Raw genomic sequence first — 13,356 nt, forward strand, 5'->3', positions numbered from 1 at the left:
ATATAAACAAAGCTATTTTTAATCAGCCTACTATAAGGTTAAGGCAATAAAAAGCCCCAATCCATCGACGTTTAAGTGTCGTATTGAACTGGGGTTTTTTCTATTTAGTATGAGCCTTATCAGGCCGTCTGAACATTATTCAGCAGCTTCGTTGATCTCAGCTTGTGCAGGAGCCGCTTCTGCTTCAGTGGTAGCCTTAGCGGCTTGGCGTTCGGCTTGTGCAGCCAATGCCTGTTGAACGGCTGGGTGCTGTTGGGCGATGGTTTGTTCTTCTGCGCTGACTTCGCCTTTGAAGCGGTTGTTCAAGTCAAAACGTTTGCCGCCGCGAGCCAGGGCTTTCAGATAGCGCGGACGGCGGCAGTGGTTGGCCAGTACGCGTGCAATCAGTGTAGGGTCGTATTGGGGCAGGGCGGCAACCAAGTCTTGGTCGATACCGACGGCCAACGGTTTGAATCGTTTGAATACATCATATTTGCCGTAAATGTGGTCGGCAATCATGTCTGTCTGTTTTTTCTTGCTCATGGTTTGGACGGCAGATTTCAGCGCAGCGCCCAAAGCGGTTTCTTGTGCCATTGCGGTTGTATTCCTCTAATATAAATCCGTATTTTCGTCATACGGCAATAAGGTGCTATTGTAGTATAAAGACTGTGATTTGGCTAAATTTTTCTGAGAATATTCAGAAATAAACGGTTATTTCCCCAGTTTGGCAATGTCCGGTGTATTAACTTGAACATCGGCATTTTGCGCACGATGGCGTAAGGCGTGGTCAATCAATACCAAGGCCAGCATGGCTTCTGCAATCGGAGCGGCGCGTAATCCGACGCAGGGGTCGTGGCGGCCGTGTGTGGCAAGCTCGACAGGGTTGCCCTCTATATTAATACTGCGGCGCGGTGTGGCGATGGAACTGGTCGGTTTGATGGCAATATTTACATGGATATCTTGTCCTGTACTGATGCCGCCCAAGATGCCGCCTGAGTGGTTGGATAGAAAGCCTTGTGGCGTGAGCTCGTCGCCATGCTCGCTGCCGCGTTGCGTTATGCTATCAAAACCTGCACCGATTTCCACGCCTTTGACAGCATTGATGCCCATCATGGCGTAGGCAATTTCTGCATCGAGGCGGTCAAAAACCGGTTCTCCCAAGCCGACAGGGACGTTGGCTGCTTCGATATGAAGTTTTGCGCCGACAGAATCCAATGATTTGCGCACGCTGTCCATATAGTTTTCCAAGTCCTCAATTTGGCTTTGGTTGGCGGCAAAAAAAGGATTTTGGGAAATATATTCGTAACCTTCAAACTGGATTTCTTTTTCACCGACTTGGGTAACGTAGGCGGTGATTTCCGTGCCGAATTTTTCTTTCAGCCATTTTTTTGCAACTGCTCCAGCGGCAACACGTGCGGCGGTTTCGCGGGCGGAACTTCTACCGCCGCCGCGATAGTCGCGTGTACCGTATTTATGCCAGTAGGTGTAATCGGCATGACCAGGGCGGAAGCTGGTGGCGATATTGCCATAGTCTTTGCTGCGTTGGTCGGTATTGCGGATTAGGAGGGCGATGGGTGTGCCGGTGGTTTTGCCTTCGAATACGCCGGAGAGGATTTCGACTTGGTCGGCTTCGCGGCGTTGGGTAACGTGGCGGCTGGTGCCGGGTTTGCGGCGGTCAAGGTCATATTGGATATCCGCTTCGCTCAATTCTAATCCGGGCGGGCAGCCGTCAATGATGCAGCCCAAGCCTGCGCCGTGGCTTTCGCCGAAAGTGGTAACGGTAAAGATTTGTCCGAAGGTATTGCCTGCCATAGGGATACTCTTTTGAAATTGGGTTTGGAAATTTTTTGCTTGTTTGGATAATTCTCAGGCCGTCTGAACGGTGAAACGAGAATCTTTGATTTCGTTTTTACACTTGTTCAGACGGCCTTTTGAGATGACTGCTTAGTTCAATTTACCGTGGCACTGTTTGTATTTCAGGCCGCTGCCGCAAGGGCAAGGATCGTTGCGGTGAACAATCAGGCCGTTTTGTGCAAGCGCTTCGGGGCTGAAGTCTGTGCCGTCAGGATCGAACGCTTCTGTAACCAAATCGGTTTGCGATTGGCCGAGCAATTCTTCCATATCAGGCGCATCGGAGTGGACGGTTTGAACATCGCTGACGCTTTGTGCGGCAGTATGGTCGTATTCACTGTTGCGCTCGATTTGAACGGCAGTCAGCAAAGCGGCAATGTTTTGTTTGATACTGCGCCACAGGTTTTCAAACATGGCGAAAGCTTCGCGTTTGTATTCCTGTTTTGGATTTTTCTGAGCATAGCTGCGCAGATGGATACCTTGGCGCAAGTAGTCCATAGCGGCGAGGTGTTCGCGCCATTGGTTGTCGATAACTTGCAGCATAACATTGCGTTCGAAGTCTGACATAGCCTGTTTGCCGACCAATTCGACTTTTTCGGCATACTCGTCTTCGATGCGCTTGATGAGGCGTTCTTTAATGTCTTGGTTGTCCAAAGTGCTGTCTTCTTTCAGCCAGCCTTTAATATCGACATGCAGGCGGAAATCGGCGGCAAGTTGGTGCTCCAGTGCCGGAATGGCCCATTGCTCTTCCATGCTGTCAGGCGGGATGTGGTAATCAACCAAGTCGCTGATAACGTCGGCGCGGATTTCGCGGGTCAAATCGCTGACGTCTTTGCTGGTCAGGATTTCGTTGCGTTGATGGTAAATCACTTTACGTTGGTCGTTGGCAACGTCATCGTATTCCAAAACCTGTTTACGCATATCGAAGTTGCGGCCTTCGACTTTACGTTGTGCGCCTTCGATTTGACGGGTCAGAAGGCCGTGTTCGATGGCAACGCCACGTTCAGGAGCCAAGCGGTTGAGGATGGCGGCGGCACGGTCGAGTGCAAACAGGCGCAACAATGGGTCTTCAAACGACAGATAGAAACGGCTGGAACCGGGGTCGCCCTGACGGCCCGCACGACCGCGTAATTGGTTGTCGATACGGCGGCTTTCATGGCGTTCTGTACCGATAATGTGCAAACCGCCTGCGGCCACAACTTGGTCGTGTTCGGCTTGCCAACCGCTTTCAAGGGCGGAAATTTGCGCTTGTTTTTGCTGTTCGCTCAAGGTTTCATCGGCACGGATGGCTTCGATTTGATGTTTGAGGTTGCCGCCCAAGACAATATCGGTACCGCGGCCGGCCATGTTGGTGGCAACGGTAATTGCGCCGACTTTACCGGCTTGGGCCACAATCAATGCCTCGCGCTCGTGTTCTTTGGCGTTCAGAACGTTATGCGGCAGACCTGCTTCGTGTAACAAGCGGGAAACCAGTTCGGAGTTTTCGATGCTGGTTGTACCAACCAAAACCGGTTGGCCGTTTTTGTGGCATTCGGCGATGTCTTTGACGACGGCTTCAAATTTTTCTTCGGCTGAACGGAAGATTTGGTCGTTGAAGTCTTTACGTTGTACAGGGCGGTTGGTCGGGATGATGACGGTTTCGAGGTTGTAAATGCTTTGGAACTCGAAGGCTTCGGTGTCGGCCGTACCGGTCATGCCGGACAGTTTGCTATACAGACGGAAGTAGTTTTGGAAGGTAATAGACGCGAGCGTTTGGTTTTCGCGTTTGATTTCCACGCCTTCTTTGGCTTCGACGGCTTGGTGCAGACCTTCGGACCAGCGGCGGCCCGACATCAGACGGCCTGTAAATTCGTCTACGATGACGATTTCGCCGTCTTGGATGACGTAGTGTTGGTCCTTATGGAACAGCGTATGCGCGCGCAATGCTGCCATGAGGTGGTGCATCAGGGCGATGTTGGCGGCGGAGTAGAGGGAGTCGTTTTCTTGCAGCAAGCCCATTTGGGTCAGGATTTGCTCGGCGTGTTCGTGACCGGCTTCGCTCAGGATAACTTGGTGTGCTTTTTCATCTACCCAGTAATCGCCTTCGCCTTCTTCGGTTTCTTGGCGGATAAGGAGGGCAGGAACGGCGTTCATCACGCGGTAGAGCTGGATGTTGTCATCCGCTTGGCCGGAAATAATCAGCGGTGTACGCGCTTCGTCAATCAAAATGGAGTCCACTTCGTCGACTACGGCAAAGTTCAATTCGCGCTGAACTTTGTCGTATTGGTCGGTAACCATATTGTCGCGCAGGTAGTCGAAACCGAATTCGTTGTTTGTACCGTAAGTAATGTCGGCACCGTAAGCAGTTTGGCGTTCGAAAGGTTGCAAATCGGCGACGATCACGCCGACGCTCAAGCCTAAGAAATTGTACAACGGCTCCATAATGCTTGCGTCACGGGAGGCGAGGTAGTCGTTGACGGTAACGACGTGTACGCCTTTTCCTGACAATGCATTCAGGTAAACGGCAAGGGTGGCCACCAGAGTTTTACCTTCACCGGTACGCATTTCGGCGATTTTGCCGTTGTGCAGGACCATACCGCCGATCAGCTGTACATCAAAGTGGCGCATGCCCAATACACGGCTCGATGCTTCGCGGCAGACAGCAAAGGCTTCGACCAAAATGTCGTCCAAGCTTTGTCCGTCGGCGAGACGTTGTTTGAATTCGGCTGTTTTAGCTTGCAGTTCTGTATCGCTCAAGGCCTGCATTTGTTTCTCAAGCGCGTTGATTTTGGCAACGGATTTACGATATTGTTTCAGCAGGCGGTCGTTGCGGCTGCCGAAGATTTTCTTAGCAATGTTTGTCAGCATGAATAATTCCTGCGCCTTGATATAATAGTGGGCGAAATTGGGATTTTAACACAAGCGCTTGTATAACGCGGTAATGCTGTTTGAAATAAAGGCGGTTTTGCTGTATTTCAATTGTAATTGTTTGGTTAATTCACTGAGAGGCCGTCTGAAACTATGGATTTAGCACAATTAGGCAAACGCGATCATTTATTGGCGGGCTTGTTGCAACAATCGCAACAATGGCGGAAATTGGATGCAAAAATCAAAACGGTTTTGCCGGCAAACCTGCATCCGCATTTTCAGACGGCCTGCGTAGAAGACGGAAGATTGGTCTTGCTTGCCGCCAACAATATGGCTGCTTCGCGTTTGAAAATGATCCTGCCTGCCATGTTGCCCAAGTTGCAAACATTGCATGCAGGCGTAAGGGAAGTGGTGGTCAGGGTAGTTCCCAAGCCTCCGGCTCAGCCGAAAACCAATAGTTTGCGATTGAGTGAGGCAGCTTTAGACAGCTTCGATGAGGCGGCAGCCAAATTGGAAGGCAAACATCCCGAATTGGCGGCGGCATTGGCAGAATTGGTACGCAAGCATAGCCGTTAAAATTATGTTAAATGAGATTATAGTTAATAAATGTTAAAACTTATATCGTTCGGCTGATAGTATCTAATACTAAAGAAATACGACCTAGAAAGTATCTGTTTTCTTTTAGGTAAACTGATGTAAACTTGGCTTGAAACTTTGATTTCGTGTGAAGTTTGTAGCAAAATAACGCCTGAATTTCACATCACGCTATGCGGATAAATTTTAGTTTGGCGTTTGCCTTTTATTAATATATTCGTGTGGTGCTATTAATAGAACTTAACAAAACTCTCATCATTAGGAGATACATCAATGAAAGCTTATCTGGCTCTGATTTCCGCTGCCGTTATCGGCTTGGCTGCATGCTCTCAAGAAGCTGCAAAACCTGCAGAAGCCCCTGCTGCTTCTGCTGCTTCCGAAGCTGCCCCCGCAGAAACTACTGCACCTGCTGATGCAGCTCCTGCTTCTGAAGCCGCTCCGGTCGACGCTGCCGCTGCTCCTGCTGCCGGCAACTGCGCGACTACTGTTGAAGCCAACGACGCTATGCAGTTCAACACTAAAGAAATCCAAGTAAGCAAAGCTTGTAAAGAATTCACCATCACCCTGAAACACACCGGTACCCAACCTAAAACCAGCATGGGTCATAACATTGTCATCGGTAAAGCTGAAGACATGGATGGTATTTTCAAAGATGGCGTTGGCGCAGCTGACACTGACTACGTCAAACCTGATGATGCACGTGTTGTTGCCCACACCAAACTGATCGGTGGCGGCGAAGAATCTTCTTTGACTCTGGATCCAGCCAAACTGGCTGGCGGCGAATACAAATTCGCTTGCACCTTCCCAGGTCACGGCGCTTTGATGAACGGTAAAGTTACTTTGGTTGACTAATCCGCCTAAAGCTCGAAAACAGACAGCCTGCCTTGCGCAGGCTGTTTTGTTATAATCTGGAAACATTAATTTAAGAATAAATCCTATGAATCCGTTTGAAACCAAAAGCGTTACTTTTGCCGAACCTATTGAAATGCTGTACGCCTGCCACGGCAAAGTGCGCCGTTTCTGCAATCAGGTTGCCATGTTGTCGGACTATATCGCCGAAAACGGCTGCAATCAGGTTGTTTTGCAAACCATCCGCCAAATTGCCCAGTATTTCAACGTTGCCGCGCCGTTGCACCATGAAGATGAAGAAGAAAACTTCTTTCCGCTTTTGTTGCAATATGCGCCGCAAGCTCAAGAAAGCGTTGACGAGTTGTTGCGCCAACATGTCAGCCTGCATGGCAACTGGGACGGCGTAGCGGCTGAATTTGCCAAGCTTGAAGCGGACAATGCCTATATCCCTGATGCCGAAGCATTCAAACGTTTTGTCGCAGGATATGATGTTCATCTGGCGATTGAAGAGCCGCTGTTTGATATGGGCAAAACCTTTATCCCCAAAGAAAAATTGACCGAAATCGGTGAAATTATGGCCGCACGCCGCCGCAAATAAGGCCGTCTGAAACAATCGTCTCAAGGAATACACTATGCTGACCCCCAAAAGTTGCGATTTGTTCAATATCCCTTTTTTCCAGTTTTCCCAGCTTAAAAAATACCAGCCTGAAAGCATTCCGCAAATCAAGGCAGACTATAAAGAAAACTGGCAGGTATGGCAGCAGCTGATCCAGCAGGTTGCCGCCGAATTGGGTGCGCCGTTTGCGCCGCCGCATATCGAACGCTGGTGTAACGGCTGGCAGGTGCGCGCTCATTTCTTTGCCTATTTCAAATATGAACAATATAAAAATTCCGCAGCGATTTTATCGATTTTGCTGAATCGCCGCCGTTTGAGTGTCAGCTTGGACTGGCATTGCTATAAAGCCGATGTTTCCCCCATTGCGCTGCCTGATTACAACCGCTGGCTGGATAATTTTGATACTGAAAAATACGCTTCCTTCGATATGTGGCATGGTGCGGAAAGCGAATATAACGATTATCGTACCGTCGCCCAACAAAGCGACGGCGATAGAAAGCTTCGAGACGACAAAGATTTCTTCTGTATCGGGAAACACATCGAACGCGATGATTTGGGCAAGCAGGATGTCGCGAAATGGATAGTGGAAACAGTGGAAGAATTACTGCCGCTTTATGAAGCTTGTCATGGAGAATAACTCAGAATACTGAAAGGCAGACTGCCTATTCAGTATCTTCAAATAAACTCAAGGCCGTCTGAAAATTATATTCAGAACGTTTCAGACGGCCTGTTTCTCAAAGTGAACAAATATGACCGAAACTCAATCCCTAGAGCTTGCCAAAGAGCTGATTTCCTGCCCGTCCGTTACGCCGGATGACCAAAACTGCCAACAACTGCTGGCCGAACGCCTGCAAAAAATCGGTTTTGCCGTAGAGGAGCTTCATTTTGGCGACACCAAAAACGTTTGGTTGCGACGCGGTACGCAGGCTCCGTTGTTCTGCTTTGCCGGACATACCGACGTCGTGCCGACAGGACCTGTTGAAAAATGGGATTCGCCTCCGTTTGAACCGACCGAGCGTGAAGGCCGTCTGTATGGCCGCGGCGCGGCGGATATGAAAACCAGCATTGCCTGTTTCGTTACCGCCTGCGAGCAATTCGTTGCCGAAAATCCCAATCATCAAGGCAGCATCGCGCTCCTGATTACTTCGGACGAAGAGGGCGATGCGCTGGACGGCACGACCAAAGTCGTCGATGTGTTGAAAGCGCGCGGCGAGTTGATTGATTACTGTATCGTCGGCGAACCGACTGCCGTGGATAAATTGGGCGATATGTTGAAAAACGGCCGCCGAGGCTCGTTGTCGGGCAACCTGACCGTCAAAGGCAAGCAAGGCCATATTGCCTATCCGCATTTGGCAATCAATCCCGTGCATACTTTTGCCCCAGCCTTGTTAGAGCTGACACAAGAAGTCTGGGACGAGGGCAACGAATACTTTCCGCCGACCAGTTTCCAAATTTCCAATATCAACGGAGGCACAGGTGCGACCAACGTGATTCCGGGCGAGCTGAACGTCAAATTCAATTTCCGTTTCTCTACCGAGTCCACTGAAGAAGGGCTGAAACAACGCGTCCACGCCATTTTGGACAAACACGGCGTGCAATACGATTTGCAGTGGTCTTGTTCAGGCCAACCTTTCCTGACTCAGGCAGGAAAACTGACCGATGTGGCACGCGAAGCCATTGCCGAGATTTGTGGCGTTGAGGCCGAATTGTCCACCACCGGCGGTACTTCGGACGGACGCTTCATCAAGGCCATTGCCAAAGAACTCATCGAGTTAGGCCCGTCCAACGCGACCATCCACCAAATCAACGAAAACGTACATTTGGACGATATTCCGAAGCTGTCGGCAGTGTATGAAGGTATGTTGAAACGTTTGTTGAAGTGAAAAAGGCCGTCTGAAAACGGCAGAAAGGGTATTGCCCCATCAAAATTGGCATACATTGGGGCAATGCTTTGACTGTCATTAATCGATTTCTTCACTAAAGGTTTCCCCATGCCGAAATTTATCTCTGCCCTTGTTGTATTGGGATTGTCATTGTCTTTGACAGGTTGCTTTGAGTCCAAACCAAAGCCCCCGGTGGTTTCAATCAGTCAAGGAAAAATTTTAGAAAAAAAATACACTGGTGGGATTGTGGCATATTGACGAATTGCCCATGGATACGCCCCAAAACGCATATTATCTCAGTCGGGTAGAAACAGCCGGCTCTGATAATCGCATTTATGGAACGCACATTGAGTTTGATAAGGACGGCAGGTTTAGCAGCAGTTATTCAGCAGAATGCGGTAATGATTGTTTTCCGCATTCAGAAGGTCTTTATCGATTTGTAAGTGATGACGAAGTGATTCTGCAAGCGACTAAGGTTGAGCAAAGAGGCTATTGTGGAGAAAACGGAGAGTTTAAAAAGAGTGGCGAGTGGGTCTTGGGAAAATTTAAGATAGAAAAAGACAAAGAGTTTGTTGTTTTAAAGAAAATTCTATAATTCCAATTTTTGGATTTTATAAAATTTTGAGTGAATTTCATTGAGAGGGTAGGCGGAAACTTCCAGCCAACCTGCGCATAAGTTTTAAAGCCGCCGTACCGGATGGTGGAACTTATCATTCATCGAGTAATTGGTTGGTGTTTGTTGATTATCGGGAGTAAATGCAGATGATTACTCTGCCTTTTTTAAACAATCTTCCATCAAAGTGGAATGAAATCCGCGAGCAGTTGGAAACCGACTTTTCTGCCGACCTCGAAGCCTTGCTGCACAAGCGGTTTACGGAACACGAAGCCAAGCAGCTTGAGCAGGATTTTATTGATTGTATCGGTTGTACGCCTCAAGAATATGTTCGTATCCGCCGAGCTGTCCGACTGTTGGAAACGCGTTATCCGGGTAGTCCGCACGAACTGACTGCGGCCACGGTTGCCACGCCGTTGGGCGAGATGTTGGCGGTGTTCGGCAGCAAGGGTTTGTGTCTGTTGGAATTTGTCGGGCAGAAACATATGGAACAGGAAATCATGGCTGTCCAAAAAGCTTTGCACGGACAGTTTATTTTCCAAGAAAATGAGCAAACGCAACTTTTGCGCCAAGAATTGGATTTATACTTTCAAGGCCGTCTGAAAGTTTTTGCGACACCTTTGGAAACGATAGGTACAGCCTTTCAACAGCAGGTGTGGGATGCGCTGCTGACCATTCCTTACGGTGAAACGCGCAGCTACAAGGAGCAGGCGCAACAGTTGGGTAATCCTAAAGCCATTCGTGCCGTTGCCGCTGCAAACGGACAGAATAAGGTGTCTATCCTGATTCCCTGCCACCGCGTTATTGGCAGCGACGGTAAACTGACCGGCTACGCAGGCGGCTTGAACCGCAAACAGTCGTTGCTTGCCTTGGAGCGAGGCGAAGTTCAGACGGCCTTGTTCTGAGTTTTGATAGAGGATAAGGGGCCGCGCTTCGGGCAGGCTTCGCACGCTGAAAAATTGAGCAGCAGGAGATCGGGGAAGCCCGGAAAAATCTGCATGGAGAAAAATGTTGGGCAACGCCCACGCTAGAAAAAGAGAAATAAGACATGAGCCTGAAAAACCGCCATTTTCTAAAACTTTTGGATTTTACGCCGGAAGAAATTACCACCTATCTCGACCTTGCCGCCGAATTGAAAGCTGCTAAAAAAGCAGGGCGCGAAGTGCAGCGGATGAAGGGAAAAAACATTGCCCTGATTTTCGAGAAAACATCAACCCGCACCCGTTGCGCGTTTGAAGTGGCCGCACGCGACCAAGGCGCAGGGGTAACTTATCTGGAGCCTTCTGCCAGTCAAATCGGACATAAGGAAAGCATTAAGGATACCGCGCGTGTTTTAGGACGGATGTTTGACGGTATCGAGTATCGCGGTTTTGGGCAGGATGTGGTGGAAGAGCTGGCCAAGTATGCAGGCGTGCCTGTGTTCAATGGTTTGACCAACGAGTTCCACCCGACCCAAATGCTCGCCGATGCGCTAACGATGCGCGAACATAGCGACAAGCCTTTGAACCAAATTGCGTTTGCCTATGTAGGCGATGCGCGTTACAACATGGCCAATTCGTTGCTGGTGTTGGCTGCGAAACTAGGCATGGACGTGCGTATCGGTGCACCGAAAAGTTTGTGGCCGTCTGAAAACATTATCGAAACGGTGCAGGCTGTTGCCAAAGAGACCGGCGGACGGATTCTGTTGACGGAGAATGCGCAGAAAGCCGTGAAAGGCGTGGATTTTATCCATACCGATGTGTGGGTCAGCATGGGCGAGCCTAAAGAGGCTTGGCAAGAGCGTATCGATTTGCTGAAAGATTACCGCGTTACCCCCGAATTGATGGCGGTGGCGGAAAATCCGCAAGTCAAGTTTATGCATTGCCTGCCTGCTTTCCATAATCGCGAAACCAAGGTCGGCGAATGGATTTATGAGACATTCGGCCTGAATGGTGTGGAAGTAACGGAAGAAGTCTTTGAAAGCGAAGCCAGCATTGTGTTTGATCAGGCAGAAAACCGGATGCATACGATTAAAGCGGTGATGGTAGCGGCATTAGGCGATTGATTGTTACGCTCAACATTGCTTACTGCTTCATTTAATAGAGATTAAATAAAGGCCGTCTGAAAGAAAGACTTTCAGACGGCCTTGTTGTTTGATTGGGGTTTATTGCCAAATCAGGACTTTGGGTTCGGGCGTTACTTGATAGCCTTCTTGACGCAATAGTTCGATTAAGCCTTTTTCGCTGGGTAAATGGGCAATACCGACGGCAAAGAGGGTGCTTTGCTTGGCGGATTGCTTGCGGATTTCAGGCAGCCATGCCAAGTTACGTCGGATCAGGAGGTCGTTTTTCAGCCAATTGGACATGGCTTTGGCGTATTTGGTATCAACAAGTTTGAGGGTGCGTTGTTCGGTTTCTTCCAAAAGTGGGATGAGTTCTTCAAAGCGGCCGTCTGAATAGGCTTGATGGAGTTTTTTGACATCTTCGGTTTCTTCTTTATTGGTTTTAATACTGGCTTTCAGAAAGTTGAGCATGGTTTCTTCAGGCTGTGCTTTGAAGATCGCGGTAACATCGTCTAAGCTTTCCAATGAACCACGCGGTTTATTGATACCGACTGCCGCGTTAGTCAGCAACATATCTGCACCGGTTTCTGAGCTATACCCTTTGGGAAATGTACTGCCGGCAAAAATGAATGCTGCCCACGGATGGAGTTTGTCGGCCATTTGGGCGATGGGTTGGCTTTCTTCATTTTGCGAATAGATTTCTTGTAAAAGACGGAAATCTGTTTTTCCAAGCTTGCGACTGAGTGGTTCGGTACTCATGACTTCTTTGAAGTATTTTTGATACATTTTTTTCGTTTCCGGACTGCTGTCCGGCAATGGGTCAACTTCTGTGGTCAATTGGTCGGTGGATTGCAATAGTTTGACTGCATCGGAAGACAAGGTTTGATTGGTTTGCCCCATGTGGATGGTGCCGAGCAGGTAGGAATTGGGTTGGCCTTCTTTGCTGATTTTCCAAACATTGCTGGTCAGTTTAGGCTGCTGCCAGTTAAGTTCGGCAGGTTTGTTGTCGGTTGAAGTTGCGGCGGGTTTGCAGGCACCCAAGGCAAGAGCGGTCAATGGTACAAGCAGGCAGGCAAGCAGTTTTTTCATATTTTTCCTTATTGTGGTGTGCGGTAGGTAAGGGCAATTTAGAAATCGAGCAGGTTTTGAACCGGATGTTCGCCCGTTTCAGGTTTTTCCAGTTTGCGGTTGCGGATTTTGGCCTTCCTGAGGGACAGAAGGTGCATGACTTGATGCTTTTGGCTGTCGGTCATCTGGAGCCAGTACAAGCGCTCTTCCCGACTGCGCAGACAGCCTTTGCAATAACCTTTGGCATTGGCTTCGCAGACACCTATACAGGGACTGGGGATGGGGAAAAAATCGGGTTGTTCCATATTTTAAAAGCGTTTGAGATAAGAGACCGGACAAACCAAAATTTCAGACTGCTTTCGCTTTCGTCTAAACACGACAGGTCTATCCGGTAGGATTCCTACCAAGTATCCAATTGAGTTGTTCATTTTATATCCCAATTACTGCAATGGTATCGTATCGATTCAAATAGGAGGAGCAAAGTGTACAGTAAGGTCTCCAAGAACAATTACGGTATGTTTGGCAGAATCATGTTTTAATACAAATCTGGAGTTCCTCTATATTTTGATTTTCAGACGACCTTATGCCTAGCTCCAACTATTTGCACTTTATGACTTAATCAGTTTGCGTAAAGACTGGTTGTTGTATTTGATATCGGCAATCATTCGGTCGTATTGATGCATTCTACGGAGTGAGCGGGTAATCAGATAGACCGAGAAAATAATCAAACTGATGTTCATCAGACTGACCAGTGAGAGCAAAGGCCAAACATCGACGGCTTCGTACCATTTCGATGTCGCAATCAGCGCACTGAAAATAGACAAAGGGAGTGCGAAAACGGCAATGCCCGTACGCATGATAGCAAGTGCCGTGCGTTTTTCAGCAAGGAGAAGCTGCACTTGATTGATGCTGAGGATATCGTTTTGCTGCTCGGTAATCATAGGATACGCGCCTATACAAATTAACTTTGAATCCTGATAAAGCGGAAAATATGGTTTTATGTTACCCGAAAGTA

Annotated in this window: 14 protein-coding genes; 8 read left to right on the forward strand and 6 right to left on the reverse strand. The window is 48.7% G+C overall.

Annotated elements, in window-relative coordinates:
• Nucleotides 1-135 precede the first annotated feature (135 nt).
• The 3 genes from ACTHSQ_RS02410 to secA all read right to left on the reverse strand — a co-directional run bounded on the left by ACTHSQ_RS02410 (nucleotide 136) and on the right by secA (nucleotide 4,677).
• Entirely contained in the window at nucleotides 136-573 is a 438-nt protein-coding gene (locus ACTHSQ_RS02410) for a ProQ/FINO family protein (protein ID WP_003684418.1), read from the reverse strand.
• 117 nt (nucleotides 574-690) lie between these two features.
• Nucleotides 691-1,791: a chorismate synthase gene (gene aroC, locus ACTHSQ_RS02415; RefSeq protein ID WP_003684369.1), complete on the reverse strand. Its 1,101-nt coding sequence runs from the start codon at nucleotides 1,789-1,791 to the stop codon at nucleotides 691-693.
• A 132-nt stretch (nucleotides 1,792-1,923) separates the two neighbouring features.
• Nucleotides 1,924-4,677 (reverse strand): preprotein translocase subunit SecA, encoded by a 2,754-nt coding sequence (gene secA / locus ACTHSQ_RS02420; RefSeq protein WP_440371226.1) that lies wholly within the window; start codon nucleotides 4,675-4,677, stop codon nucleotides 1,924-1,926.
• A gap of 153 nt (nucleotides 4,678-4,830) precedes the next feature.
• Here secA and ACTHSQ_RS02425 point away from each other — a divergent pair, with 153 nt between their 5' ends.
• The 8 genes from ACTHSQ_RS02425 (at nucleotide 4,831) to ACTHSQ_RS02460 (ending at nucleotide 11,276) form a co-directional block, all read left to right on the forward strand.
• Entirely contained in the window at nucleotides 4,831-5,253 is a 423-nt protein-coding gene (locus ACTHSQ_RS02425; RefSeq protein ID WP_154953194.1) for a DciA family protein, read from the forward strand.
• A 291-nt stretch (nucleotides 5,254-5,544) separates the two neighbouring features.
• Entirely contained in the window at nucleotides 5,545-6,123 is a 579-nt protein-coding gene (azu, locus tag ACTHSQ_RS02430) for an azurin (RefSeq protein WP_440371227.1), read from the forward strand.
• Nucleotides 6,124-6,208: 85 nt separating this feature from the next.
• Nucleotides 6,209-6,718 carry a hemerythrin domain-containing protein gene (locus ACTHSQ_RS02435; RefSeq protein ID WP_063075615.1) on the forward strand — a complete coding sequence of 170 codons (510 nt, stop codon included), beginning with the start codon at nucleotides 6,209-6,211 and terminating at the stop codon, nucleotides 6,716-6,718.
• Between the two features lie 34 nt (nucleotides 6,719-6,752).
• Nucleotides 6,753-7,373 carry a glucose-6-phosphate 1-dehydrogenase family protein gene (locus ACTHSQ_RS02440; RefSeq protein ID WP_440371228.1) on the forward strand — a complete coding sequence of 207 codons (621 nt, stop codon included), beginning with the start codon at nucleotides 6,753-6,755 and terminating at the stop codon, nucleotides 7,371-7,373.
• A 112-nt stretch (nucleotides 7,374-7,485) separates the two neighbouring features.
• Nucleotides 7,486-8,619: a succinyl-diaminopimelate desuccinylase gene (dapE, locus tag ACTHSQ_RS02445; protein ID WP_440371229.1), complete on the forward strand. Its 1,134-nt coding sequence runs from the start codon at nucleotides 7,486-7,488 to the stop codon at nucleotides 8,617-8,619.
• Between the two features lie 268 nt (nucleotides 8,620-8,887).
• Nucleotides 8,888-9,214, forward strand: coding sequence for a hypothetical protein (locus tag ACTHSQ_RS02450; protein ID WP_440371230.1), 327 nt, complete (start codon nucleotides 8,888-8,890; stop codon nucleotides 9,212-9,214).
• Between the two features lie 167 nt (nucleotides 9,215-9,381).
• On the forward strand, nucleotides 9,382-10,137 hold the full coding sequence (locus ACTHSQ_RS02455) for a methylated-DNA--[protein]-cysteine S-methyltransferase (protein ID WP_440371277.1): 756 nt from the start codon (nucleotides 9,382-9,384) through the stop codon (nucleotides 10,135-10,137).
• 143 nt (nucleotides 10,138-10,280) lie between these two features.
• A complete protein-coding gene (locus ACTHSQ_RS02460) occupies nucleotides 10,281-11,276 on the forward strand; it encodes an ornithine carbamoyltransferase (protein ID WP_440371231.1) in 996 nt (331 codons plus the stop codon).
• A gap of 99 nt (nucleotides 11,277-11,375) precedes the next feature.
• Here ACTHSQ_RS02460 and ACTHSQ_RS02465 read toward each other — a convergent pair whose 3' ends face one another.
• From ACTHSQ_RS02465 to ACTHSQ_RS02475, 3 genes are all read right to left on the reverse strand, one after another.
• Complete coding sequence (locus tag ACTHSQ_RS02465; RefSeq protein WP_440371232.1) at nucleotides 11,376-12,362, reverse strand: TraB/GumN family protein; 987 nt, start codon at nucleotides 12,360-12,362, stop codon at nucleotides 11,376-11,378.
• 38 nt (nucleotides 12,363-12,400) lie between these two features.
• Nucleotides 12,401-12,646 carry a DUF1289 domain-containing protein gene (locus ACTHSQ_RS02470; RefSeq protein ID WP_036472649.1) on the reverse strand — a complete coding sequence of 82 codons (246 nt, stop codon included), beginning with the start codon at nucleotides 12,644-12,646 and terminating at the stop codon, nucleotides 12,401-12,403.
• Nucleotides 12,647-12,949: 303 nt separating this feature from the next.
• A complete protein-coding gene (locus tag ACTHSQ_RS02475) occupies nucleotides 12,950-13,282 on the reverse strand; it encodes a hypothetical protein (protein ID WP_070749357.1) in 333 nt (110 codons plus the stop codon).
• Nucleotides 13,283-13,356: the final 74 nt, after the last annotated feature.

The organism is Neisseria sp. P0009.S008, from assembly GCF_051958615.1.
GTDB classification, from domain to species: domain Bacteria; phylum Pseudomonadota; class Gammaproteobacteria; order Burkholderiales; family Neisseriaceae; genus Neisseria; species Neisseria subflava.

Excerpts from the sequence above, each read along its gene's own strand:
- azu (WP_440371227.1), top strand. The coding sequence starts at position 5,545 with ATGAAAGCTTATCTGGCTCTGATTTCCGCTGCCGTTATCGGCTTGGCT.
- ACTHSQ_RS02465 (WP_440371232.1), bottom strand. The coding sequence starts at position 12,362 with ATGAAAAAACTGCTTGCCTGCCTGCTTGTACCATTGACCGCTCTTGCC.
- ACTHSQ_RS02475 (WP_070749357.1), bottom strand. The coding sequence starts at position 13,282 with ATGATTACCGAGCAGCAAAACGATATCCTCAGCATCAATCAAGTGCAG.
- aroC (WP_003684369.1), bottom strand. The coding sequence starts at position 1,791 with ATGGCAGGCAATACCTTCGGACAAATCTTTACCGTTACCACTTTCGGC.
- ACTHSQ_RS02450 (WP_440371230.1), top strand. The coding sequence starts at position 8,888 with ATGGATACGCCCCAAAACGCATATTATCTCAGTCGGGTAGAAACAGCC.
- dapE (WP_440371229.1), top strand. The coding sequence starts at position 7,486 with ATGACCGAAACTCAATCCCTAGAGCTTGCCAAAGAGCTGATTTCCTGC.
- ACTHSQ_RS02470 (WP_036472649.1), bottom strand. The coding sequence starts at position 12,646 with ATGGAACAACCCGATTTTTTCCCCATCCCCAGTCCCTGTATAGGTGTC.
- ACTHSQ_RS02440 (WP_440371228.1), top strand. The coding sequence starts at position 6,753 with ATGCTGACCCCCAAAAGTTGCGATTTGTTCAATATCCCTTTTTTCCAG.
- secA (WP_440371226.1), bottom strand. The coding sequence starts at position 4,677 with ATGCTGACAAACATTGCTAAGAAAATCTTCGGCAGCCGCAACGACCGC.
- ACTHSQ_RS02410 (WP_003684418.1), bottom strand. The coding sequence starts at position 573 with ATGGCACAAGAAACCGCTTTGGGCGCTGCGCTGAAATCTGCCGTCCAA.
- ACTHSQ_RS02455 (WP_440371277.1), top strand. The coding sequence starts at position 9,382 with ATGATTACTCTGCCTTTTTTAAACAATCTTCCATCAAAGTGGAATGAA.
- ACTHSQ_RS02425 (WP_154953194.1), top strand. The coding sequence starts at position 4,831 with ATGGATTTAGCACAATTAGGCAAACGCGATCATTTATTGGCGGGCTTG.
- ACTHSQ_RS02460 (WP_440371231.1), top strand. The coding sequence starts at position 10,281 with ATGAGCCTGAAAAACCGCCATTTTCTAAAACTTTTGGATTTTACGCCG.
- ACTHSQ_RS02435 (WP_063075615.1), top strand. The coding sequence starts at position 6,209 with ATGAATCCGTTTGAAACCAAAAGCGTTACTTTTGCCGAACCTATTGAA.